At 70.2% G+C, this 24,730-nt stretch carries 19 protein-coding genes; 8 read left to right on the forward strand and 11 right to left on the reverse strand.

The annotated features are described in order from the left end of the window. Position 1 precedes the first annotated feature (1 nt). From OG978_RS11245 to OG978_RS11255, 3 genes are all read right to left on the reverse strand, one after another. On the reverse strand, positions 2–730 hold the full coding sequence (locus OG978_RS11245) for an ABC transporter permease (RefSeq protein ID WP_326769996.1): 729 nt from the start codon (positions 728–730) through the stop codon (positions 2–4). Positions 731–923: 193 nt separating this feature from the next. Then, positions 924–1,898, reverse strand: coding sequence for an ABC transporter ATP-binding protein (locus OG978_RS11250; RefSeq protein WP_326769997.1), 975 nt, complete (start codon positions 1,896–1,898; stop codon positions 924–926). A gap of 154 nt (positions 1,899–2,052) precedes the next feature. Further along, on the reverse strand, positions 2,053–3,336 hold the full coding sequence (locus OG978_RS11255) for an NYN domain-containing protein (protein WP_326765067.1): 1,284 nt from the start codon (positions 3,334–3,336) through the stop codon (positions 2,053–2,055). 224 nt (positions 3,337–3,560) lie between these two features. On the opposite strand from OG978_RS11255, the gene OG978_RS11260 reads away from it, so the two are divergent. Further along, the gene (locus OG978_RS11260) at positions 3,561–3,740 is read left to right on the forward strand and encodes a hypothetical protein (protein ID WP_072483193.1); all 180 of its coding nucleotides are present in this window, start codon (positions 3,561–3,563) and stop codon (positions 3,738–3,740) included. Between the two features lie 99 nt (positions 3,741–3,839). Here the strand turns inward: OG978_RS11260 and dnaE are convergent, their stop codons facing one another. Continuing rightward, on the reverse strand, positions 3,840–7,379 hold the full coding sequence (gene dnaE / locus OG978_RS11265) for a DNA polymerase III subunit alpha (RefSeq protein ID WP_326765068.1): 3,540 nt from the start codon (positions 7,377–7,379) through the stop codon (positions 3,840–3,842). A gap of 229 nt (positions 7,380–7,608) precedes the next feature. Between dnaE and OG978_RS11270 the strand changes: the two genes are divergently transcribed. The 5 genes from OG978_RS11270 (at position 7,609) to OG978_RS11290 (ending at position 13,617) form a co-directional block, all read left to right on the forward strand. Beyond that, entirely contained in the window at positions 7,609–8,934 is a 1,326-nt protein-coding gene (locus OG978_RS11270; RefSeq protein ID WP_326765069.1) for a DUF2252 domain-containing protein, read from the forward strand. Positions 8,935–8,993: 59 nt separating this feature from the next. Further along, entirely contained in the window at positions 8,994–9,713 is a 720-nt protein-coding gene (locus tag OG978_RS11275; RefSeq protein ID WP_326765070.1) for a hypothetical protein, read from the forward strand. Positions 9,714–9,761: 48 nt separating this feature from the next. After that, the gene (locus tag OG978_RS11280) at positions 9,762–10,574 is read left to right on the forward strand and encodes a DsbA family protein (RefSeq protein ID WP_326765071.1); all 813 of its coding nucleotides are present in this window, start codon (positions 9,762–9,764) and stop codon (positions 10,572–10,574) included. Positions 10,575–10,671: 97 nt separating this feature from the next. Continuing rightward, complete coding sequence (locus OG978_RS11285) at positions 10,672–12,333, forward strand: alkaline phosphatase D family protein (protein ID WP_326765072.1); 1,662 nt, start codon at positions 10,672–10,674, stop codon at positions 12,331–12,333. A 315-nt stretch (positions 12,334–12,648) separates the two neighbouring features. Beyond that, entirely contained in the window at positions 12,649–13,617 is a 969-nt protein-coding gene (locus OG978_RS11290) for a zinc metalloprotease (RefSeq protein ID WP_326765073.1), read from the forward strand. A gap of 51 nt (positions 13,618–13,668) precedes the next feature. Here the strand turns inward: OG978_RS11290 and OG978_RS11295 are convergent, their stop codons facing one another. Then, positions 13,669–14,247 (reverse strand): dienelactone hydrolase family protein, encoded by a 579-nt coding sequence (locus OG978_RS11295; RefSeq protein WP_326765074.1) that lies wholly within the window; start codon positions 14,245–14,247, stop codon positions 13,669–13,671. An 86-nt stretch (positions 14,248–14,333) separates the two neighbouring features. Further along, positions 14,334–15,920 carry a Na+/H+ antiporter gene (locus tag OG978_RS11300; protein WP_326765075.1) on the reverse strand — a complete coding sequence of 529 codons (1,587 nt, stop codon included), beginning with the start codon at positions 15,918–15,920 and terminating at the stop codon, positions 14,334–14,336. A gap of 240 nt (positions 15,921–16,160) precedes the next feature. Here OG978_RS11300 and OG978_RS11305 point away from each other — a divergent pair, with 240 nt between their 5' ends. Beyond that, positions 16,161–16,349, forward strand: coding sequence for a hypothetical protein (locus OG978_RS11305; protein WP_326765076.1), 189 nt, complete (start codon positions 16,161–16,163; stop codon positions 16,347–16,349). Between the two features lie 271 nt (positions 16,350–16,620). Here the strand turns inward: OG978_RS11305 and OG978_RS11310 are convergent, their stop codons facing one another. From OG978_RS11310 to OG978_RS11325, 4 genes are read right to left on the reverse strand one after another with little or no spacing between them, the layout of a single operon-like run. Further along, on the reverse strand, positions 16,621–17,103 hold the full coding sequence (locus OG978_RS11310) for a GNAT family N-acetyltransferase (RefSeq protein ID WP_326765077.1): 483 nt from the start codon (positions 17,101–17,103) through the stop codon (positions 16,621–16,623). Then, positions 17,100–18,041 carry an RluA family pseudouridine synthase gene (locus OG978_RS11315; protein ID WP_326765078.1) on the reverse strand — a complete coding sequence of 314 codons (942 nt, stop codon included), beginning with the start codon at positions 18,039–18,041 and terminating at the stop codon, positions 17,100–17,102. Before OG978_RS11315 ends, OG978_RS11310 begins: the two co-directional genes overlap by 4 nt. Before the next feature lie 23 nt (positions 18,042–18,064). Continuing rightward, entirely contained in the window at positions 18,065–18,667 is a 603-nt protein-coding gene (lspA, locus tag OG978_RS11320) for a signal peptidase II (RefSeq protein ID WP_326765079.1), read from the reverse strand. Between the two features lie 58 nt (positions 18,668–18,725). Further along, positions 18,726–19,562 (reverse strand): TraR/DksA family transcriptional regulator, encoded by an 837-nt coding sequence (locus OG978_RS11325; protein WP_326765080.1) that lies wholly within the window; start codon positions 19,560–19,562, stop codon positions 18,726–18,728. Between the two features lie 540 nt (positions 19,563–20,102). Between OG978_RS11325 and ileS the strand changes: the two genes are divergently transcribed. After that, positions 20,103–23,252: an isoleucine--tRNA ligase gene (ileS, locus tag OG978_RS11330; protein WP_326765081.1), complete on the forward strand. Its 3,150-nt coding sequence runs from the start codon at positions 20,103–20,105 to the stop codon at positions 23,250–23,252. A gap of 308 nt (positions 23,253–23,560) precedes the next feature. Here the strand turns inward: ileS and OG978_RS11335 are convergent, their stop codons facing one another. Next, the gene (locus OG978_RS11335) at positions 23,561–24,691 is read right to left on the reverse strand and encodes a DivIVA domain-containing protein (protein ID WP_326765082.1); all 1,131 of its coding nucleotides are present in this window, start codon (positions 24,689–24,691) and stop codon (positions 23,561–23,563) included. Positions 24,692–24,730 lie beyond the last annotated feature (39 nt).

The following is a 24,730-nucleotide window of genomic DNA, read 5'->3' on the forward strand; positions in this document are numbered from 1 at the left end:
CTCACCGGACCGCTGCCCTGCGGTACGCCCAGGTCGCCACGGCCAGCGAGAGGACCCCGACAACGGCGCAGACGGCGAGGTCCAGCGCGACGACCGCCCAGTCCGGGTGTGCGTCGAAGGACCGCGAGAGCGCCTCGACACCATAGGTCGACGGCAGCAGATCGCGCGCCCAGCCCACCGGCGCGGGCAGCCGGTCGGCCGGGAGCACACCGAGCAGCAGCGCCGCCGACATGCCCAGCTGCCCGAGCAGCGTGGCCAGCTCCTGCCGGGGCGCCAGCAGCCCCAGCGCCGCGCCCAGCCCGGCGAGCGCTGCCCCGGAGAGCGGGATGACGGCGACGAGCACCCACAGGTGCGTCAGCGGCAGACCGAACAGCACGCTGCCGGTCACGGCCGTGACGATCGTGCCGGGCACGGTGAAGGAGGCGTACGCCCCGGCCGCGCCGAGCACCACCGCGGCGGGCGGCACCGGCAGGGTGGCGTAGTGGTCGAGCCCGCCGCCGGCCCGCAGCTGCCCGAAGTACTGGGCGAGGAGATTGAGTGCCACGAAGGCCACGACGAGAACGCTGGAGCCGGCGACGACGGCCCGCGCCTCGGATCCGCCGTCGACGACCCCGCGCATCAGCACCATGATTCCGACGGACTGGAACGTCGCGACGAAGAGCAGTGGGATACGGGCGACCCGGGCCCTGGACAGCTGGGCCCGGTAGACGGCCGCGAGCGAGGGGAACAACCGGGCCCGCGGCGCGAGCGGCGCGAGCGCCGCCTCCTCATCGCCGGAGCCCTCGCCGAGGGCACGGCCGTCCTCCGCGGCCCGGACGGGTCCGGTCACCGCTTGCGCGGGAACGATGCTCGTCACCTGGCGCTGCTCCTGTTCGTTCCCTGCCCGGCCGCGCACCCGCACCCGGTCGTCCCGCTCAGCCCGGTCATGCCTTCACCAGTCCCTTGGTCGCGTCCCCGCCGAGCGCGAGATAGACGTCCTCCAGGCTGGGCGTCGCCAGCGTGAAGTCGTCGAGTGCGGCGAAGGCCGCGCCGCCGGTCACCGCGGCGACCGCCGCCCGCGCCTCGTCGGGACCGAGCCGCAGCACCCAGCGCCGCCCGGACTCCTGGGCCGAGCCGCGCAGCGCGGCCACTTCGGGTACGTCCAGGGGCGCCCGTTCGCGCCACACCAGCTCGACCCGGACCTCGCCCGCGACACGTTCCTTGAGCCCGGTCGGCGTGTCACAGGCGATGACCTTGCCGCGTTCGATCACGGCGACCCGGTCGAGGACCGTCTCGGCCTCGATGACGTTGTGGGTGACGAGCAGCACCGTCGTGCCGCGCTCGGCCCGGCGCCGGTCCACGGCGGCCCAGACGGCGCGCCGCGCGACCGGGTCCATGCCGGTCGTCGGCTCGTCCAGCACCAGCACCGGCCGCTCGCCGACCAGCACGGCGGCGAAGCAGGCGAGCCGCCGCTGTCCGCCGGAGAGCTTCTTCAGGGGGCGCCCCGCGATCTCGGCGAGGCCCAGTTCGTCGAGCACGGCGTCCCGCTCGGCGCGGGCGTCCGCCGCCGCGAGGCCGCGCAGTCGTCCGGTGGTCTCGGCGGCGAGCGACACGGTCAGCTCATCGAGGGCGGTGGACTCCTGCCCGAGGTAGCCGATCAGCCGGGAGGCGCGCTCCGGATGCCGTACGAGATCGTGGCCCAGCACGGTGACGCTGCCTGCGTCGGGGCGCATCAGCCCGGTGAGCTGCCGTACCAGGGTGGACTTCCCGGCGCCGTTGGGGCCGAGGAGGCCGAAGATCTCGCCGCGCCGCACATCCAGGCTGACCCCGTCGGTGGCGCGCACCTCGGGTGTGGCGGGTGTACCGCGGCGGCCGCGGGCTGCGGGATAGGTCTTGACCAGATCACGCACCGCGCACACGGTCCCGGTCGCCGGATGCGCCTGTGCTGTGCCCGTACTCACGAGGTATGAGGGTACGGGGTCGGATGCCCCGGATTGCGCCCGGGGCCACACCGGCCGGGCCTCGACGCGGCGTTCGGCGACCGGGTCGCCCGCCCGCGGCCCCGCTGTGCCGTCAGCCCGCGGACGGGGTCGTCCGCTCCGCCGCGGGGGTGTGCTCGGCCGCGGCCCGTACATCGATCTCCCGCCAGAATCCCGCCCGGATCGCGTAGCGGTCGTGCTCGTCGATCTGGTCGTCCTTGTGGGCGAGCAGGCCGAACCGTGCCGCGTAACGCAGCAGCTCGCCGTCGATGCGGTGCGGGATGCGCGGATACATGGTCGACAGCTTCTGCAGATGGACGGTCTCCGGCAGTCGCTCCATCCAGCGACGGGCGAAGACCTGGCCCACCTCGAAGGGGTCACCGCCGACGGTGGTGATGTCCTCCTCGCGGTCCGCCCAGCGCTGCTCGGCGCTGGTGAGCTGGGCCAGCGTCGGCAGCGAGGCGGTTTCTGCGGGCTCGCCCAGCGGTCCGCCGCGCTCCGCCCAGCTCTTGTCGGAGGACCAGCGCAGGGTCGCGCCGGCGGGCGACGGCTGAGGGAGGTGCCGGTCGGGCTGGGCGCCGGGGCCGCGCAGGCTGCCCGCCAGGTCCTTGGGGGTGGGGACGCCCCTGGCGCCGTGCACGGGCCGGTCGGTGGCGGCACTCGCCTCGGGCGGTGCCGCGGCGCCGTTGGCGGCGGCTGCCGCCTGGGCTTCGGAGGCCCGCTCGACGGAGGCGGCGAGGGCGGCCTCGGGCAGCGGCGCGGAGAGGATCGCGGCGATCTCCGGGCGGGGCGCGGGCGGCGGGGCGCAGACGCCGCCGGTCTCCTTGGGCCGTACGGCCTGGGTGATCCAGGCCCGGTCGAGCACCCTTCGTTCGTCGGCCTCGGCCACCAGGTCCTCGGACTGGTTGTAGTCGCCGTCGGCGGCCTGGACGGCCCACAGATGGACGGCGACGCCGTGCTCCTTGGCGGACATCAGGCCGGGCAGCAGATCGCCGTCGCCGGTCACCAGCACCACGTCGGAGCAGGCCCGGTTCCTGGCCAGTTCGGTGAGCTCGGCGTGCATCGCGGCGTCGACGCCCTTCTGCGCCCAGCGCCCGTCGCTGCGGGTGAGGGCGCCGAGCCGGACGGTCACCCGGGGCATCACGCGCAGTCTGCGGTGCTCGGGCTGCGGCACGCGGTCGGGGGCGCCGTCGAACCAGTAGATCCGCAGCAGTGGCTGCTGCGTATCGGCCTCGGCCCGCTCGCGCAGGCCCCGGATGAGGGCCGCGTGGTCGACCGTGATGCGGGAACGGGCGGGCTCCCCGGCCAGCAGACTCGCGGCTGCGCCCAGCAAGTACCCGGCGTCCACCAGAACGACGCAACGGTCCACGCGATCCACCCTCTTCCGGAAGTTCGGGTGCGGTCTTTGCCAAGGGTTTCCTTCGAGTCTGCCCGACCGCGCGGGGGTTGACGTCCGGAACTCGATCATCGGCGTGGCGGATCGGGAAAACGACGCATCCCGCCCCCTCACTACGCACGGTAATGATCCAACATGCACGGTTTACCCCGCTATGTGAATCTGAACGCGGTCCTGGCCCCGAGAGTCCCCATAGGAGGAACACCATGGCCAAGAACAAGAACCGCAAGCAGGGCAGCCAGCAGAACCGCGCGTCCGGTCCGGAGCGCGGCGCGGAAGAGGCCAAGACGACCGCGTACGAGTCGCAGATACAGCCTCAGTCGCAGGCCCAGGGCAGCCCTGCTGATGTTGCCCGTAAGCACCAGCGGCGCTTCGGCCACAACTGACCGGAGACTTCTCCGGTCCGGCCTCCGGCCTGATGACCGAGAGGGGCGCTCCCGCTTTCGCGGGGCGCCCCTCTCGTACGTCTGCGTGGCAGAGCCTGCTCAGCCGGCCAGGCAGGACGGGCCGAGCAGCACCTTCAGGTCACCGAAGAGCGCCGGGTCGGGCTTGACCCGGTGCCGGTCGAGCCGGAGCACCGTGGTCTTGCGGGGACCCTGGAGTCTGATCCGTACCTCGGTGTCGCCCCGGTGGCTGCTGAGGACCTCGCCGAGGCGGCTGACCATCGGCGGGGTGATCTTGACGGTGGGGATGGTCAGGACCACGGGGGCGTTGGTGCCGGCCGACGAGATGTCGGGTACCTGCATCTCCATGGCGACCAGCCGGGGCACGTCCTCCCGCTTGTCGAGGCGTCCCTTGACGAAGACGACGGTGTCCTCGACGAGCTGGGTGGAGACCAGCTGGTAGGTGGCCGGGAAGAACATGCACTCGATCGAACCGGCCAGGTCCTCGACGGTGGCGATGGCCCAGGCGTTGCCCTGCTTGGTCATCTTGCGCTGGAGGCCGGAGATGATGCCTCCGACGGTGACGATGGCTCCGTCGGCGTGCTCGCCGCCGGTCAGCTGGGAGATCGAGGAGTCCGCCTTGTCGGACAGCACGTGTTCCAGACCGAAGAGCGGGTGGTCGGAGACGTACAGCCCGAGCATCTCGCGCTCCTGGGCCAGCAGGTAGGACTTCTCCCACTCGATGTCGGAGAACTCCACGTCGAGCCCGAAGCCCGGCTCGTCGCTCTCCTCCTCGCCCATGCCTCCGAAGAGGTCGAACTGCCCTTCGGCCTCCTTGCGCTTGACCTGCACCACGTTGTCGATCATCGGTTCGTGGTGGGCGACCAGGCCCTTGCGGGTGTGGCCCATCTCGTCGAAGGCGCCGGCCTTGATCAGCGATTCGACGGTGCGCTTGTTGCAGACGACCGCTTCGACCTTGTCCAGGAAGTCGGGGAAGGTGCTGTACTTCCCCTTCGCCTTGCGGCACCGGATGATCGAGTCGACGACGTTCTGGCCGACGTTGCGCACGGCGGTGAGGCCGAAGAGGATCACGTCGTCGCCCTGGGCGGCGAAGTTCGACAGGGACTCGTTCACATTGGGCGGCAGCACCTTGATGCCCATGCGACGGCACTCGTTGAGGTAGACGGCCGACTTGTCCTTGTCGTCCTTGACCGAGGTCAGCAGCGCCGCCATGTACTCGGCGGGGTAGTTCGCCTTGAGGTACGCGGTCCAGTAGGTGACCAGGCCGTACGCGGAGGAGTGCGCCTTGTTGAACGCGTAGCCGGCGAACGGGACCAGCACGTCCCACAGGGCCTTGATCGCGGCGTCGGAGAAGCCCTTCTCCTTGGCCCCCGCCTCGAAGAGGACGAAGTTCTTCGCCAGCTCCTCGGGCTTCTTCTTGCCCATCACGCGGCGCAGGATGTCGGCCTCGCCGAGCGAGTAGCCGGCGACGATCTGGGCGGCCTTCTGCACCTGCTCCTGGTACACGATCAGGCCGTAGGTGAGGCCGAGGACCTCCTTGAGGGGCTCCTCCAGCTCCGGGTGGATCGGGGTGATCTCCTGGCGGCCGTTCTTGCGCTCGGCGTAGTTCGTGTGCGAGTTCATGCCCATCGGGCCCGGCCGGTACAGGGCCGAGACAGCGGAAATGTCCTCGAAGTTGTCGGGCTGCATCTGGCGCAGCAGGGAGCGCATCGGCCCGCCGTCGAACTGGAACACGCCGAGCGTGTCACCGCGGCAGAGCATCTCGTACGTCTTGGGGTCGTTCAGCGGGAGGCCGAGCAGGTCCAGCTTGACGCCCTTGTTGGACTCCACCATCTTCACGGCGTCGTCCATGATGGTGAGGTTGCGAAGGCCCAGGAAGTCCATCTTCAGCAGGCCGAGCGACTCGCACTGCGGGTAGTCCCACTGCGTGATGGTGACGCCGTCGGTGTGCCGCACCCAGATCGGGGCGTGGTCGACGATCGGCTCGCTGGACATGATGACGCCGGCGGCGTGCACGCCCATCTGCCGGACCAGGCCCTCGACGCCCTTCGCGGTGTCGATGACCTTCTTGACGTCCGGCTCGTTCTCGTACATCCCCCGGATCTCGCCCGCCTCGCTGTAGCGCGGGTGCTTGGGGTCGGTGATGCCGTTGAGGTCGATGCCCTTGCCGAGGACGTCGGCGGGCATGGCCTTGGTCAGCCGGTCGCCCATCGCGTACGGGTAGCCGAGGACCCGGGCGGAGTCCTTGATGGCGTTCTTCGCCTTGATCTTTCCGTACGTGCCGATCATGGCGACCTTGTCGGCGCCGTACTTCTCCGTCACGTACCTGATCACTTCGACGCGCCGGCGCTCGTCGAAGTCGATGTCGACATCGGGCATGGAGACGCGCTCGGGGTTGAGGAACCGCTCGAAGATCAGTCCGTGCTCGATCGGGTCGAGGTCGGTGATGCCCATCGCGTACGCCACGATCGAACCGGCGGCGGAGCCTCGGCCGGGGCCGACCGCGATGCCATTGTTCTTCGCCCACATGATGAAGTCGGCGACGACCAGGAAGTACCCCGGGAACCCCATCTGGATGATGATGTCCATCTCGTACTCGACCTGCTTCTGCCGGTCCTCGGGGACGCCGCCCGGGAATCGCCGGTCCATGCCGACGCGGACCTCTTCCTGGAACCAGGTGATCTCCGTGTAGCCGTCCGGGATGTCGAACTTCGGCATCAGGTCGCGCTTCTCGAACATGCCGGTGGTGTCGATCTGCTGCGCGACCAGCAGGGTGTTGGCGCAGCCCTCCTGCCAGGCGTCGGAGGAGTCGACGGCGTACATCTCGTCGGTCGTCTTGAGGTAGTAGCCGGTGCCGTCGAAGCGGAAGCGGTCCGGGTCGGAGAGGTTCTTCCCGGTCTGGATGCAGAGCAGGGCGTCGTGCGCGGTGGCCTCGTGCGCGTAGGTGTAGTGCGAGTCGTTGGTCACCAGCGGCGGGATGTTCAGCTTCTTGCCGATTTCGAGGAGCCCGTCACGGACCCGGCGCTCGATCTCGATGCCGTGGTCCATCAGCTCCAGGAAGTACTTGCCCTCGCCGAAGATGTCCTTGTAGTCGGAGGCGGCCTGGACCGCCTCGTCGAACTGGCCGAGCCGCAGCCGGGTCTGCACCTCGCCCGAGGGGCAGCCGGTGGACGCGATCAGGCCCTCGGACCACTGGGCGATGGTCTCCTTGTCCATGCGCGGCCACTTCTGCAGCCAGCCCTCGGCGTACGCGTCCGAGGACAGCTTGAAGAGGTTGTGCAGGCCCTTCGCGTTCGACGCCCAGATCGTCTTGTGGGTGTAACCACCCGAACCCGACACGTCGTCGCGCTTCTGGTGCGGCTGGCCCCACTGGATCTTCCGCTTGTGCTTGCGCGACTCCGGGGCGACGTACGCCTCGATGCCGATGATCGGCGTGACGCCCGCCTTCTGCGCCGAGTGGAAGAAGTCGTAGGCCCCGTGCAGGTTGCCGTGGTCCGTCATCGCGATGTGCGACATGCCCATTTCATTACAGGCAGCGAACATGTCCTTGAGCCGCGCGGCACCGTCCAACAGGGAGTACTGGGTGTGGACGTGAAGGTGCGTGAAGGGCGGCTTGGTCACGGCGCTGTGCCTCCGGTGTGCTGGCGCGGCGCGGAGCGCCTCCGTGAGGGGCGGCGGTCGGGCGACGGGCGGGCGATGACGGGCTGGGGGGACAGCGTGGAAGTCTACGTCTTCGAGGTGACGGACGACGGGCACTCCCGGGTACGGTCGCGCGTTGAAGGGCTGAGCGGCCCGTCCCATTTGTCATGCACGTTTGTCATGCACGCCAGGTACCAGGAGGCACCCAGAGATGTCGGAAGCGCAGACCGGCGCAGCGCAGCGCGGGGAGCAGATTCTTGAGGTCTTCGACACCGCGTTCGGGGAGCTGATGGCCGCCGATCCGGCAGCCTTCCGGGTCAAGTTCCGCAAGATGGCCGGCTCGGCGTTCGCCTTCTACCGGGGCACGGCCTGCCTGTACTACAGCGACCTCAGCTCGATGAGGACCCCGGACCCCTATCTGGATGAGCGGACCAGCAGGGTATGGGTGCACGGCGATCTGCATGCCGAGAACTTCGGCACCTACATGGATGCCAACGGCCGCCTCGTCTTCAATGTGAACGACTTCGATGAGGCCTTCGTAGCCCCCTTCACCTGGGACCTCAAGCGGTTCGCCGCCTCCGTCGCCCTGATCGGGTACGCGAAGGCGCTGAGCGACGACCAGATCACCGAGCTGGTCCGGGTCTACGCGGCGGCCTACCGCGAGCGGATCCACGCCCTGGCGACGGGCGCGAAGAACGACGAGGTGCCGCCGTTCACGCTGGACACGGCGCAGGGCCCGCTGCTGGACGCGCTGCGCGACGCCCGGTCGCTGACCCGGTTCTCGCTGCTGGACTCGATGACGGAGATCCGGGACTTCGAGCGCCGGTTCGCGCCGGGCGGCGGCTCGATCGATCTGGACGCGGCGACGCGCTACAAGGTGCTGGCCGCCTTCGACGGCTATCTGGAGACGCTGCCGGAGTCGAGCCTGACCCGCCCCGACTCGTACCGGGTGAAGGATGTCGTCGGCCGTCGCGGCATCGGCATCGGTTCGGCCGGGCTGCCCTCGTACAACATCCTTCTGGAGGGCAACAGCGACGCCCTGGAGAACGATGTGGTGATCTATCTCAAGCAGGCGCAGACGCCCGCGGTCTCCCGGCACATCACCGACGCGGCCGTGCGCGACTACTTCCAGCACGAGGGCCACCGCACCGTGATCTCGCAGCGCGCCCTGCAGGCGCACGCCGACCCGTGGCTCGGCTGGACCGAGCTGGACGGGGCGGGGCAGCTGGTCGCCGAGGTTTCTCCGTACGCCGTCGATCTGGACTGGTCCGACATCGACGAGCCGGAGGAGATCGCGGCGGTCGTCGCCGATCTGGGCCGGGCGACGGCGACGATGCACTCCGCGGCGGACGACGAGAGCGGCCACTCGCTGGTGCCGTTCTCCACCGAGCGGGCGATCGACGCGGCGATCGCGGCCGACGAGGAGGGCTTCGCCGATCTGCTGGTGGACTTCGCCCACAGCTACGGCGCCCGGGCCCGCGCCGACCACCAGATCTTCGTGGATCTCTTCCGCAACGGCCGCATTCCGGGGCTCTAGCCCCTGCGCCCCAGCCCTTTAGGGGTCACTTACAGGTTGGCATGCGACACTCCTCGGCGATGGACATATCCGGGACGCAGCTCAGAGTCGTTCGCGCGGCGCTTTTCACAGCGCTGGTCGTGACGCTCTCCGCTGCGTCCCATGTGCTGCTCTCCCAGGTCCCGCTGCCGCTGACCGCCGTCGCCCTGCTGGCCGCCGCGGTCTTCGCCGTGGCGTACGCGCTGGCCGGCCGGGAGCGCGGCTTCGGGGCGATCGCCGGACTGCTGGTCCCGCTGGAGCTGGCCGCCGACACCGTCTTCACCACCGGTCAGCACGTCTGTTACGGCGCGGCCGGCGGCCCGATCGCGGGGCCGCTGCGTTCGGTCGGCGTCGATGTGTTGTGCGGCGGCGCGTTCGGCACCGGTGCGGCGCGGGCCGGTGCCGATGTCACCCCGCTCGCCTCGGTGGCCGACGCCGGACACACCACGGTCGCGCTGCTGGCCTCGCCCGGCCCCGCGGTGCCGTGGCTGCTGCTCGCCGCCCATGTGACGGTCGGCCTGCTCGCCGCGGCCTGGCTCCGGCGGGGCGAAACCGCGCTGGTCGCCCTGCTGGGTGCGGCCGCCGCCCTGGCGTTCCGGCCGCTGCTGATCGCGGTCGCCGTGGTCGGTACGGCCCGCCGCTCGGTACGCCGCCGGGTGCGGCCCGCCGGGCACGGCCCGCACCTGCTGGCACACGCCCGTCTGCTCGTGCACTCCGTGGGACGGAGGGGACCGCCGCGCTCGGCCTGCGCCATCGCCTGAGCACGCACATCCCCGACGACGTACCCCTCACACCATGGAGATACAGACATGAGCAAGCGCAACAGCCAGGCCAACAAGTCGGCGGCCCGCGAGCGGCTGCGCGCCGAGCGCGAGCGCCAGGCCAAGAAGGACAAGGCCCGCCGGCAGATCATCGTCGGCGTCTCGATCGTCGGCGTCCTGGCGGTCGTGGGCCTCGGCACCTGGGGCTTCATGCAGCTGAACAAGCCGTCCGGCTGGGAGGCGGCCAAGGACGCGAAGGTGACCGCGCCCAAGAACACCTCGGGCGAGAACGGCACCAACGTCGTCATCGGCAAGTCGACCGCCAAGAAGACCCTGGAGCTGTACGAGGACTCGCGCTGCCCGATCTGCGGAACGTTCGAGCAGTCCATCGGCGAGACGGTGCACAAGGACGTCGACGCCGGGAAGTACAAGATCAAGTACATCGGTGCCACGTTCATCGACGACATGGCCGGCGGCGAGGGCTCGAAGAACGCGCTGAGCGCGCTCGGCGCCGCGCTCGATGTCAGCCCGGAGGCATTCCTCGACTACAAGGCCGCGCTCTACTCCGCGAAGTACCACCCGGAGGAGACCGACGACAAGTTCAAGGACGACTCCTACCTGATCAAGATCGCCGACTCGGTGGACGCGCTGAAGGGCAACGCCGCCTTCCAGAAGAACGTCAAGGACGGCACGTTCGACAGCTGGGCGATGAAGATGTCGGCGGCGTTCGAGGACAGCGGCGTGAAGGGCACCCCGACGCTGAAGATGGACGGCAAGGCGCTCACCGACGGCCAGAGCGAGAACGCTCCGATGACGGTGGATGCCTTCAACACCGCGATCACGGCCGCGCTGAAGGGCTGACCGGCCGGCGACATTCCGGCAGCGGCTCCCCGACGGGCAGGCGAACTTCCTTTGTTCGCCTGCCCGTTCGGCTTACCGGTCAGTAGGGTGCTGCTCCGTGACCAGTCGACATCTCTCCTCGCCGCTCGCCGCCCCCAGCCGCCGCACGGTCGTCAAGGCCGCTGCCGCCACCGCCGTCGCCGCTCCCGTGCTGGCCTCCGCCGCCACCGCACGCGCCGCGGACGGGCCCGCCTTCCTGCACGGCGTCGCCTCCGGCGACCCCCTCCCCGACGGCATCCTTCTCTGGACCCGCGTCACCCCGACCCCCGACGCGGTGCCCGGTTCGGGCCGCGGCGCCGATACGGCGGTGCGCTGGGAGGTCGCCGAGGACAAGGACTTCGCCCGGGTCGTCGCCCGGGGCACGACCGTCGCGAAGGCCGCGTCCGACCACACCGTCAAGGCCGATGTGCGGGGCCTGGCCCCCGCCACCGCGTACTGGTTCCGCTTCTCGGCGGGCGACGGCACACAGACCGTCTCACCGGCCGGCCGCACCCGGACGGCGCCCGCGGCGGGGGCGGCCACGCCCGGTGTGCGGTTCGGGGTGGTGTCGTGCGCCAACTGGGAGGCCGGGTACTTCTCCCCGTACCGCCACCTCGCCGCCCGCGCCGACCTCGACGCGGTGCTCCACCTCGGCGACTACATCTACGAGTACGCCTCGGGCAGTTACCCGGACGCGAAGTACGTCGTACGCCCGCACGAGCCGAAGCACGAGATCCTCACCCTCGCCGACTACCGCACCCGGCACGGCACGTACAAGACGGACACCGACCTCCAGACCCTGCACGCCACCCACCCGTTGATCGCGATCTGGGACGACCACGAGTTCGCCAACGACGCCTGGTCGGGCGGGGCCGAGAACCACACACCGGGCACGGAGGGCGCCTGGGCGGACCGGGTCGCGGGCGCCAAGCAGGCGTACTTCGAGTGGATGCCGGTCCGCGCCTCCACCGAGGGCACCGTCTACCGGCGGCTGCGCTTCGGCAACCTGGCCGATCTCCACCTCCTCGATCTGCGCAGCTTCCGCTCCCAGCAGGCGTCGATCGGCAACGGCGCGGTCGACGACCCGGAGCGCACCATCACCGGCCGGGCGCAGCTGGACTGGCTGAAGGCGGGACTGGCCGGCTCGGACGCCGCCTGGAAGCTGGTCGGCACATCGGTGATGATCTCGCCGGTCGCGTTCGGCTCCGTGCCCGCCCATCTGCTGGAACCGCTGGCCGAGTTGCTGGGGCTGCCCAAGGAGGGCCTCGCCGTCAACGTCGACCAGTGGGACGGCTACACGGACGACCGCAAGGAGCTGATCTCGCACCTGCGGGACCGGTCGATCACCAACACGGTCTTCCTGACCGGCGACATCCACATGGCCTGGGCCAATGACGTACCGGTGAAGGCGGCGACGTATCCGCTCTCCGGCTCGGCCGCCACCGAGTTCGTGGTGACGTCGGTGACCTCGGACAACATCGACGACATCCTGCACGTGGCACCGCAGACGGTCTCGGTGGTCGCGGCGGCCGCGGTGAAGGCCGCCAACCGCCATGTGAAGTGGGTGGACATGGACTCGCACGGCTACGGCGTCCTCGATGTGACCGCCGAGCGCTCGCAGATGGACTACTACGCGGTCTCCGACCGGACGAAGCGGGACGCGACCTCCGCCTGGACGCGTTCGTACCGGACGCTCAGCGGGACGCAGAAGGTCGAGCGGGTGGACCGGCCGGTGCGCTGAGGGATCATTTTCAGCCACTCCCTCATATGTTGACGGTGCATTACATCGCTACGGCGGGTGGCGTATCCCATGGCTCGAATGGGGACACACCACCCGCCGGGGTAACGCCTACGGTTACGTCGCCGTCTCAAACTCTGGAACACGAAGAAAGATTTCTTCCGGTTTCCCCCCTTTGGCGAATACCTGATTGGGCCTGATCATTCCTCCTCGGAGGCTGACATGCGCACGTAATCTCCCGGCGGCGGGTGAGGAAATGCCTCTCCCACACATCCGCAAGGAGTCCCCGTGCGCACTCTTGCCCGTATATCGCCGCGTATGCGTAACCGTGCGATCGGCACTGCCGTTCTGGCCGGAACCCTGGCCCTGGCACCGCTCTCCGCTCCCTCCGGCTCCGCCGCTTCGGCCGCCTCCAGGGTCTCCGCCTCGTCCGCCCAGAAGTGCGGGGACGACGCGGGCATCAGCGCAACGGCACGGGAGGCCCGCCCCTCGGGCGCCGCCCACGCCGACGACCCCAATGAGCTGACCGCGACCCAGGCCAAGGCCATGGACGCGCAGTTGAAGCAGAGACTCGCGGACCGCCGGCTCAGCGGCTCCTCGCTCGCCGCGGGCGCGACGATCCCGGTGTACTTCCACGTCGTGCACTCCGGGACGACCGGCAAGCTCAGCGCGTCCGCGATCAGCAGCCAGATGAGCGTCCTGAACGCCGCCTACAGCGGACAGGGCTCGGGCAACACGGACTCCGGCTTCCAGTTCACGCTGGCCGGCACGGACTACACCGACAACAGCTCCTGGTACAACGGCATCTCCCCGGGCTCCGCCGCCGAGAAGGCCATGAAGTCCTCGCTGCGCAAGGGCGGCGCGAACGCCCTCAACATCTACACCGCCGACCTCGGCGGCGGTCTGCTGGGCTGGGCCACCTTCCCCAGCTCGTACAAGTCCAACCCCTCGGACGACGGCGTGGTCATGCTCGACGCCTCGCTGCCCGGCGGCTCCGCCACCAACTACGACGAGGGCGACACCGCCACCCACGAGGTCGGCCACTGGATGGGGCTTTACCACACCTTCCAGGGCGGCTGCAACGGCAACGGTGACTACGTCGCCGACACCCCGGCCGAGAAGAGCCCCGCGTACGAGTGCCCGACCGGGCGTGACACCTGCACCAACAAGACCGGGGTCGACCCGATCCACAACTTCATGGACTACACGTACGACGCGTGCATGACCCAGTTCACCGCGGGCCAGGTGCAGCGGATGAGCGACAGCTGGATCGCCTACCGGGGCTGATCCGCCCCGTCCGTACGGAGGGCCCCGCGCGGCGCGGGGCCCTCCGCGCGGTCACAGCGTGGCGAGGAAGCCGAGCGCGACCTTCCAGGCCAGCTCGGCCGACGCCTGGTCGAAGTCGGGCAGTTCGGCGTCCGTGAAGAGATGGCCCGCGCCCGGGTAGCGGTAGACCTCGACATCGGCGCCGGTCCGCTGCATCTGCAGATACCAGGAGTTCAGCCAGTCGTGCGTCTCGAACGGGTCCGGGTCGGCGACGTGCAGCTGTACGGGCAGCTCGTCCACGGACGCGTTCTCGGCGATGTCCGAGGTGCCGTGGAACATCAGCAGACCGCGGGCCTTCTCGTCGCCGAGCGCCAGGGTCTGCGCGGTGGAGGCACCGAACGAGAAACCCGCGTACACCAGGCCCCGGTCGGAGTAGGGGGCGGCGGCCAGCACGGCCCGCCTGAGCAGTTCGTCCTTGCCCACCTCCTCCTTGAAGGCCATGCCTTCCTCGACGGTGTCGAACGTGCGCCCCTCGAAGAGATCGGGCACCTGAACCTCGTGCCCGGCTGCGCGGAGCCGGTCGGCCGCCGCGTGCACCGCGGGGCGCAGACCGTACGTCGAGTGGAAAAGCATGATGTTCATGAGTCCCATGGTGCCAGCTGCGGTCGGGAGCACGGAGAACGACGGGATGGCGGACGTACTGCGCCCGCAGGCCGGGCCCTGACCGCCCTCCCGCCTCAGCGCAGGCTGCGGACGTCCAGCTGGCGCAGCACCCGGTCGACGATCTCCGGGTCCGCCCCCGCCTCGTTGCGGGCCGAAAGCACCGCGTGGCGGGCGGCCGACATCATCTCGCGCTGGACGCGGCTGACCGCCTTGAAGCGCTCGGCCCGCTTCGCGTACGCCTCGCGGCGTTCGTCGTCGACCATGTCGGGACTGATCCGCGCCCCCACGTCGTACGCCAGCCGCTGCAGCCGCTCGGTGACCTCGTCCGGGAACTCCTCGACCTCCTGGATCTCCTTGAGGCGCTGCTTCGCGGCCTTCGCGGCACGGATCGCGAGGTCCTTCTCCAGCGCCTCCTCGGCGTCCGTGTCCGCCTTGACGTGGAGCTTGCGTACCAGCCACGGCAGGGTGAGCCCCTGGACGACGAGCGTGGCCATGATCACGGCGAAGGCGATGAAGACGATCTCGTCGCGGCCCGGGAAAGGCTTCCCGTCGTCGGTCTCCAGCGGAATCGCGAGTGCCAGCGCGACCGAGGCCACTCCGCGCATCCCGGCCCACCACATGACGACGGTCTCCCGCCAGCTGGTGGGGATCTCCTCGCTGACGTCGCGCCGGGTGTGCAGCCGCTTGGCGAGCCAGGTGGCGGGCAGCAGATACAGCAGCCGCACGCCGACGACGACCACGACCACGGCAAGTCCCCAGCCCAGCATCTGGAGTCCGCGCCCGTCGGCCGTCCCGAAGACGTTGTGCAGTTCGAGGCCGATCAGCCCGAAGGCGACCCCCGTGACGAGCGTGTCGACGATCTCCCAGAAGGTACGGCCGGTGAGCCGCCCGAGGACGTCGTCGGCGTCGGCGGTGTGCTCGGCGAGGAAGAGCGCGGTGGTGAGGACGGCGAGGACGCCCGACCCCATCAGCTCCTCCGCGAGCACGTAACTCACGAACGGCACCAGCAGGGTGAGGCCGACCTGGAGCGTGGCGTCGCCGAGCAGACCCATGAGCTTGATGGTGAGCCAGCCGAGCACCAGCCCCACGGCCACGGCCACCACCGCAGAGAGGATCAGCAGCCCGAAGGCCTCCGGCAGCGAGAAGCTCCCGCTCACCGCGGCGGCGATCGCCACGTGGTACAGCACGATCGCGGTCACGTCGTTGAACAGCCCCTCGCCCTCCAGGATGGAGACGAGCCGGCGCGGCAGCCCGACCGAACCGGCGACGGCCGTCGCCGCGACCGGGTCGGGCGGGGCGACGAGCGCGCCGAGCGCCACGGCCGCGGCGATGGGCAGCCCGGGGACGACCGCGTTGGCGACCGCGGCGACGGCAGCCGTCGTGACGAAGACCAGCGCCACGGCCAGCAGAAAGATCGGTCGTTTATTGGCGGCGAACTGCCGCCAGGAGGTTCGCTGCACGGAGGCGTAGAGCAGTGGCGGCAGCAGCGCCGGAAGGATGATCTCGGGTGGGATGTCCACATTCGGTACGAAGCTGAGGAAGGCCATGCCGGCCCCGGCGAGCGTCATCAGCACCGGCGCGGGCAGCCCGAGACGCTCCCCCAGTGGCACCGTGACCACAGCCCCGAGCAACAGCAGGAGGAGCAGTGCCATTTGGTCCACGAGGTGCCTTCCGGAGCGCGGGTCACCGATCTCCGTAATCGGCGGATCTGGGATCAAAGCCTGCCACGCAAGGCCTGCAATCCAGACAACACCCCCTCATTCCAGCCTCCCCGACCGGCATTCCTCCGATGTCTATACCGTCGGCCCTCTTCCGCTGCCCCTCCGGGGCGGGCAGTATGCGGCGTGCGCGATTCAAGGACAAGAACTCCCACCACATACATGACTGGCAGGAGAGACCACGTGACCGCGTTCTCCCGAAGGCATTTCGTCGGCACGGCCGCTGCCGGAACATCCGCGCTCTGGCTGGCCGGCTCCCGTACCGCGTGGGCGGCGGCCGGCCCCGTACCGACGGAGTACTCAGGCATGGACATCCACGAGAAGACCGTCCGCGACGCCGCCATGGCCTGGGGCACACTCCCCACCGACTGATCTCCGAATGGGGCCCGTGGTTCCCCGAGGTCGGCAACAACTGGACCGCGGTCTGGTGGAACCTCAACGTCCAGATCGGCATGGCACCCATCCACGGCTCCAACCACCCCGAACTCGACTCGGTGACGGGCGCCTTCCGCCGCTTCGAGCACAACCTCCCCGCCTCCGTCCCGGCCGCAGGGTTCACGCCGCCCGCGGACGGCTCCGCGCGATGTGCCGTCGAACGGCACATGGACCCGCTGGGGTCTGCCGGAGTAGGGCTGTTCCGGCCTCAGTCCCGCAGGGTGCGGCGCATCGCCCGGTGGGGGATGCCCGCGTCCGGGAACTCGGGGCCGTACGCCACATAGCCGAGGCGTTCGTAGAAGCCGAGCGCATGGGTCTGGGCGTGCAGATCGACGGCGGCCAGACCGAGCTCACGGGCCGCGTCCTCGATGGCCCGGACCAGCGCCGCGCCGACCCCGAGGCCGCGTGCCGCCCTGGTCACCGCGAGCCTGCCGAGCGAACCGACGGCCGGGTCGCCGCCGGTCTTCGCGACGGCGGCCGGGCCGTGCAGCAGCCGCCCGGTGCCCAGCGCCGAGCCGTCCGCCGCGACGGCGATGACGTGCAGGGCGACCGCGTCGTAGTCGTCGTACTCGATCTCCTCGGGCACCTCCTGCTCACCGACGAAGACGTCCTTGCGGACCAGGAAGCAGGCCGCGAGGTCCTGCTCGTCGACGGCGGTACGCGTGGTGTACGGGGCGGGCGTGCCGGTCATTCGCTCTCCGCCGCGATCCTGTCCAGGGCCTGCTGGAGGTCGTCCGGGTAGCTGCTGGTGAACTCCACCCAGCTGCCGTCGGACGGGTGCTCGAAGCCGAGCCGGACGGCGTGCAGCCACTGCCGGGTCAGGCCGAGGCGCTTGGCCATCGTCGGGTCGGCGCCGTAGGTGAGGTCACCGACGCAGGGGTGGCGGTGGGCGGACATGTGCACCCGGATCTGGTGCGTGCGGCCCGTCTCCAGCTTGATATCCAGGAGGCTGGCGGAGCGGTATGCCTCGATGAGGTCGTAGTGCGTCACGGAGGGCTTGCCCTCGGCCGTGACGGCCCACTTGTAGTCGTGGTTGGGGTGGCGCCCGATGGGGGCGTCGATGGTGCCGCTCATCGGGTCCGGATGGCCCTGCACCAGCGCGTTGTACTTCTTCTCGACGACCCGGTCGTGGAACTGCGCCTTCAGCAAGGTGTAGGCCCGCTCGGACTTGGCGACGACCATCAGGCCGGAGGTGCCGACGTCGAGGCGGTGGACGATGCCCTGTCGCTCGGCGGCACCGGACGTCGAGATCCGGTACCCGGCGGCGGCGAGACCCCCGATGACGGTCGTGCCGGTCCAGCCGGGGCTCGGGTGGGCGGCGACCCCGACCGGCTTCGCGATCACGACGATGTCGTCGTCGTCGTGCACGATCTCCATGCCCTCGACGGGCTCGGCGACGATCTGCACCGGGGCGGGAGCCTGCGGCATCTCCACTTCCAGCCAGGCACCGCCCCGGACCCGCTCGGACTTCCCGACCACCGAGCCGTCCACCTGCACCTTCCCGGCGGCAGCCAGCTCGGCGGCCTTGGTGCGGGAGAAACCGAACATCCGGGAAATGGCGGCGTCGACACGCTCGCCCTCCAGACCGTCGGGTACGGGCAGGGTGCGGACCTCGGGATACGTACTCACCTGTCGAGTATGCCTTGCGCCCGTCAGTCCTTGTGCACGGTGCCGTCGGGGTCCAGGCCCTTGAAGGAAAGGATCACGATCAGGAAGCCACCGCAGACGATCGCGGAGTCGGCGAGGTTGAAAACGGCGAAGTGCGCGGGGGCGATGAAGTCCACCACCGCGCCCTCGAAGACGCCGGGGGCACGGAAGATGCGGTCGGTGAGGTTGCCGAGCGCACCGCCGAGCAGCAGCCCGAGCGCGATGGCCCACGGCAGGCTGTAGAGCTTGCGCGCGAGTCGGGCGATCACGACGATGACGGTCGCCGCGATGAACGTGAAGATGATGGTGAACGCCTCACCGAAACCGAACGCGGCACCGGCGTTGCGGATCACGCTGAGCTGCAGCCAGTCGCCGATGATCTCGATCGGCTCGTGGTGCTCCAGCTTCGCGACCACGATCATCTTGCTGATCAGGTCGATGAGGTAGGCGAACACGGCCACGGCGAAGAGCACCATGATCTTCCGCTTGCCCCTGCCCGGGGCGGTCTCCTCGCCCCGGTCCTCGGCCCGGTCCGCGGCTTCGTCCCCTTCGGTCCCCTCAGCATCGGGGATGTCCGGCGTACCGATGATGCGCTCCGCCTCTGCCACGTGAATCCCTCAACCTAGGTTCCTGACTGAGGACGAGGGTACGACACACCGCCGGGGATCAGCCGCGTCGCTCCTGCTTCTGTTTGTCCTCGACGCAGAGCGTGGCACGCGGGAACGCCTGCATCCGCGCCTTGCCGATCGGATTGCCGCAGATCTCGCACAGTCCGTACGTCCCGGCGTCGAGCCGGGCCAGGGCCCGCTCGGTCTGGTCCAGCATCTCCTGGGCGTTGGCGGCGAGCGACATCTCGTGCTCGCGGGTGATGTTCTTGGTGCCGGTGTCCGCGTCGTCGTCACCCGCACCGTCGCCGGAGTCGCGCATCAGTCCGGCGAGCGCGGCACTCGCGGCCTCCAGCTCACTGCGCAGCCGCATGGTCTCGCTGCTCAGCTCGGCCCGCGCCTCGGCGACCTCCTCCGGGGTCCAGGGGTCCTCGCCCGGCCGGACCGCCAGTTCGCCGGGGGCTGTCGTGGTGACCCCACCGGCGGGAGACGCGGACGTCGCGCCCGTGCCGGCCGTGCGGGTCCGGGCCGCGCTCTTCTTGGCTACCACCGTGTGGGCTCCCGTCTTCCTGGCGGCCTCGGCCGCCCCCTTGGCCGCGTCGGCGGCCTTCTTCGAGGCCTTCTTGGCCGCACTCTTCTTCGCAGGTGCCTTCTTGAGCGGCGCCTCGTGCCCGGCATCCGCATGCTCGGCGGGCGCCGCCTTCATATCGGCCGCGGTCTTCCTGGCCGCGGTCTTCTTCGCCACGGCCTTCTTCACGACAGTCTCCTTCACGGCGGCCTTCGTCGCACCGGCCTCCGGGACGGTCTCCACGCCGGCGTCGCCGCCCGGATCCACGGCCGCCGCGCCCGTGGATCCGGCCGACGCCGTCTTCTTTGCGGCGGTCTTCTTCGCCACCATGGCCGCGGCCCCTTCACATATTGTGATCTCGCACGCGAATCGTGCTGGGACGATAAGTCGACCCCAGCGCCGCGGCAACGGGGCACGCCGCCGAATCGCTCCTCCCCGCGTCCGGACACCGACCTGCTTGCATCCGTTGTGCCCAGCTCACCGCCGGGTAATCCGTCTCCCGGTCCCCCGCCCGGACTCCGTACCCCTCCGTCTGCCCATTCGGGTCACGCCCCGCCCCCGGGTAAAACCGGTCGGCCGCCCCCCGTACGGGCCCGTACACTGGGCTCAGCGAGAGGCGTGGATGGGACGAGTAGCGTCGTACGCAGCCAGGAGCGACCCGGGGACGGTGGAAGCCCGGGGGCGAGCGCGTCGTGAAGATCACCCGGAGCCGTCGGAAGAACGCCGCAAGGCAAGTAGAACCGGCATCGCGACCCCAATGAGGGGGCCACGGGCGCACACCCGGGGCCAAGGAGGGTGGTACCGCGGGAGCCGATGAGGCCCTCGTCCCTCTGACGGAAGTGGAAAACGTCCGCCGGAGGAAGTCCGCCCATGACATCGCCGCAGTACCGCCAGGTACCCGCCCAGGTCGACCTGCCCGCGCTGGAGCACGCCGTGCTCGATTTCTGGCGCGACAGCAAGGTCTTCGCCAAGAGCCTCGAACAGTCCGAGGGCCGCCCCGAGTGGGTCTTCTACGAGGGCCCGCCCACCGCCAACGGTATGCCCGGCGCCCACCACATCGAGGCCCGCGTCTTCAAGGACGTCTTCCCCCGCTTCCGGACCATGCAGGGCTACCACGTCGGCCGCAAGGCCGGCTGGGACTGCCACGGACTGCCGGTCGAGCTCGCGGTCGAGAAGGAGCTGGGCTTCAACGGCAAGAAGGACATCGAGGCGTACGGCATCGCCGAGTTCAACGCCAAGTGCCGCGAGTCCGTGACCCGCCACACGGACGCGTTCACCGAGCTCACGACCCGCATGGGCTACTGGGTCGACCTCGACGACGCGTACCGCACGATGGACCCCGAGTACGTCGAGTCGGTGTGGTGGTCGCTGAAGGAGATCTTCAACAAGGGCCTCCTGGTCCAGGACCACCGCGTCGCCCCCTGGTGCCCCCGCTGCGGCACCGGTCTCTCCGACCACGAGCTGGCACAGGGTTACGAGACGGTCGTCGACCCCTCGGTCTTCGTCCGCTTCCCCCTCACCTCCGGCCCGCTGGCCGGCGAAGCCTCGCTCCTCGTCTGGACGACCACCCCCTGGACCCTGGTCTCCAACACCGCCGTCGCCGCGCACCCCGACGTCACGTACGTCGTCGCGACCGATGGCGAGGAGAAGCTCGTCGTCGCGCAGCCGCTCGTCGAGAAGGCGCTGGGCGAGGGCTGGGAGACCACCGGTGAGACCTTCACCGGCCGCGAGATGGAGCGCTGGACCTACGAGCGCCCCTTCACCCTGGTGGACTTCCCGGCCGAGGCGCACTACGTGGTCAACGCCGAGTACGTGACGACCGAGGACGGTACGGGTCTGGTCCACCAGTCCCCCGCCTTCGGCGCCGACGACCTCGTCGTCTGCCGCTCCTACGGCCTCCCGGTCGTCAACCCGGTCCGCCCCGACGGCACCTTCGAGGAGGACCTGCCGCTGGTCGGCGGTGTCTTCTTCAAGAAGGCCGACGAGGCGCTCACCGAGGACCTGGCCGCCCGCGGCAAGCTCTTCCGGCACGTCCCGTACGAGCACAGCTACCCGCACTGCTGGCGCTGCCACACCGCGCTGCTCTACTACGCGCAGCCGTCCTGGTACATCCGTACGACCGCCATCAAGGACCGGCTGCTCCAGGAGAACGAGAAGACCAACTGGTTCCCGGACTCCGTCAAGAACGGCCGCTTCGGCGACTGGCTGAACAACAACGTCGACTGGGCGCTCTCCCGCAACCGCTACTGGGGCACCCCGCTGCCGATCTGGCGCTGCGAGGACGGCCACCCCACCTGCGTGGGCTCCCGCGCCGAGCTCGGCGAGCTCACCGGCACCGACCTCTCGGGCCTCGACCCGCATCGCCCGTTCATCGACGAGATCACGTTCACCTGCTCGCACGAGAACTGCCAGCTGGAGGCGTACCGCGTCCCCGAGGTCATCGACGCCTGGTACGACTCGGGTTCGATGCCGTTCGCGCAGTGGGGCTACCCGTACAAGAACAAGGAACTCTTCGAGAGCCGTTACCCGGCGCAGTTCATCTCGGAGGCCATCGACCAGACCCGCGGCTGGTTCTACACGCTGATGGCGGTCGGCACCCTGGTCTTCGACAAGTCGTCCTACGAGAACGTGGTCTGCCTGGGCCACATCCTCGCCGAGGACGGCCGCAAGATGTCCAAGCACCTCGGCAACATCCTTCAACCCATCCCCCTCATGGACCAGCACGGCGCGGACGCGGTGCGCTGGTTCATGGCGGCGGGCGGCTCCCCGTGGGCGGCGCGCCGCGTCGGCCACAACACGATCCAGGAGGTCGTCCGCAAGACCCTCCTGACGTACTGGAACACGGTCGCCTTCCAGGCCCTGTACGCCCGTACGTCGGACTGGGCCCCCTCCGCGGCCGACCCGGCCCCGGCGGACCGCACGGTCCTGGACCGCTGGCTGCTGAGCGAGCTGAACGCGCTGGTGGACCAGGTCACGCAGGCCCTGGAGGGCTACGACACCCAGCGCGCCGGCAAGCTGCTGTCCGCCTTCGTGGACGACCTGTCCAACTGGTACGTACGCCGCTCGCGCCGCCGCTTCTGGCAGGGCGACAAGGCGGCGCTGCGCACCCTGCACGAGGTCGTCGAGACGGTGACCCGGCTGATGGCCCCGCTCACCCCGTTCATCACCGAGCGGGTCTGGCAGGACCTGGTCGTCCCGGTCACGCCGGACGCCCCCGAGTCTGTCCACCTCTCCACCTGGCCGAAGGCGGACCTGGCGGCGATCGACCCCACCCTCTCCACGCAGATGGCGCTGGTCCGCCGCCTGGTCGAGCTGGGCCGGGCCACCCGCGCCGAGTCCGGTGTGAAGACCCGTCAGCCGCTGTCCCGGGCCCTGGTCGCGGCGGCCGGCTTCGAGGCGCTCTCCCCCGAGCTGCACGCCCAGATCACCGAGGAGCTGAACGTCTCCTCGCTGGCCTCGCTCTCGGAGGTCGGCGGCTCACTGGTCGACACGACCGCGAAGGCCAACTTCCGGGCGCTCGGCAAGCGGTTCGGCAAGGGCGTCCAGGCGGTGGCCAAGGCGGTCGCGAACGCCGATGCGGCGGCCCTCTCGCTGGCCCTGCGCGAGGGCACGGCATCGGTCGAGGTGGACGGCGAGACCGTCACCCTCTCCCCCGACGAGGTGATCATCACCGAGACCCCGCGCGAGGGCTGGTCGGTCGCGTCCGACTCGGGCGCGACGGTCGCCCTGGACCTGGAGATCACCCCGGAGCTGCGGCGCGCGGGCCTCGCCCGTGACGCGATCCGCCTCATCCAGGAGGCCCGCAAGAACAGCGGCCTGGACGTCGCCGACCGCATCGCCGTCCGCTGGACGTCGGCCTCCCCCGCCACGGTGGAAGCCCTGACCGAACACGCCACCCTGATCGCGGACGAGGTCCTGGCCCTGGACTACGCCCAGGGCGAGGCGGACACGTCGTACGGCGAGCCCTTCGAGGACGAGGGCCTGTCGCTGACGTTCCGCCTCCGCAAGACGGAGCAGTAACCCGCGACAAGAAGAGGGGCCCGGCCGGACAGCTGTTGTCCGGCCGGGCCCCTTCTTTTGCTCTCCAGCCCCTGCGCCGCAATCTCAGCCCCTCCGGCGATTGAGGAGCGGGGTCCGGGGCAGAGCCCCGGTTTCGGGAAGGGGCGGGGAGGGGACAGGCCCCGCGCAGCGGCCCCGCACCCCCACCCACAGCACCACACCCACACAACGGCCCGCACCGCGCACGACAAAAGGGCCGGGCCCCGGGGAAACCCCGGGGCCCGGCCCTCAGCCTGCCGACGGCTACGCGCTCACCGCGCGTACCCGGCTCAGTTGTCGTCCTCGTCGATCAGGAATCCACGCATCGGCGAAGGAGCCTGCTGCATCGGCTGCGGCGCCTGCGGCCGCACCGGCGCCATCGGCTGGGTCATCGCCGGCGACATCTGCTGCTGGCCACCGTACGAGGGCGCACCGCCCATGGACGGGTTGCCGCCCATCTGCTGGTTGCCGTGGTTGCCGCCCATGGTGTGGCCCATGGCACCCGCACCGGCCGGAGCCAGCGAAGGCGACGGCGGCAGCGAAGCGGTCGCCGGGGTCCGCGGCGGGGCCAGCGAGTCGTCCGCCTGGGTCTCCAGCTGACGCAGCTGGCTCTCCAGGTAGGACTTCAGGCGGGTCCGGTACTCACGCTCGAAGCCGCGCAGGTCCTCGACCTTGCGCTCCAGCGTCGCGCGGGCCGACTCCAGCGAGCCCATCGCCACGCGGTGCTTCTCCTGCGCGTCCCGCTCCAGGGCATCCGCCTTGGCACGGGCGTCCCGCTCCAGGCCCTCGGCACGGCTGCGCGCCTCGCCGACGATCTTGTTGGCCTCGGAACGGGCCTCCGCGATCGCCTGGTCGGCGGTCTGCTGCGCGAGCGAGAGGACACGGGCGGCGCTGTCGCCACCGGGTCCCTGAACGGGCTGCTGCATCTGCGGCTGCTGCATCTGCTGCATCTGCTGCTGCGGGGCGTGACCGCCCATGGGGCCGCCCATCGGGCCACCCATGGGACCGCCCTGCATCGGACCGGGGCCGTGCGGGCCCTGCGGACCGGGGCCGTGCTGGCCCTGGGGACCGGGGCCGTGACCGCTGGGACCGGCGGGCAGCTGCGGAGCACCACCGGGCAGCTGGGGCGGACCCATCTGCGGGGGCTGCTGCTGGACCGGCGGACCCGATATGGCGGCGGGCACAGGTGCCCCGGGCCGGTCCTGCGGCTCCGGCTTGCGCATGCCCTGCTGCTGGTTCTGCGCGGCGGCACGCGTGGCAGCGGCCAGCTTCGCGCGCAGATCCTCGTTCTCACGGAGCAGGCGGGTCAGCTCGGACTCGACCTCGTCGAGGAAGGCATCGACCTCGTCCTCGTCATAGCCTTCTCGGAGGCGGACGGTCGTGAACTGCTTGTTCCGCACGTCCTCAGGAGTCAGCGGCATCTCTTCTTCACCTCTACGTAGTCGTCGGCAGTCGGCAAG

Origin of the sequence: Streptomyces sp. NBC_01591, from assembly GCF_035918155.1 — a bacterium.
Classification (GTDB): domain Bacteria; phylum Actinomycetota; class Actinomycetes; order Streptomycetales; family Streptomycetaceae; genus Streptomyces.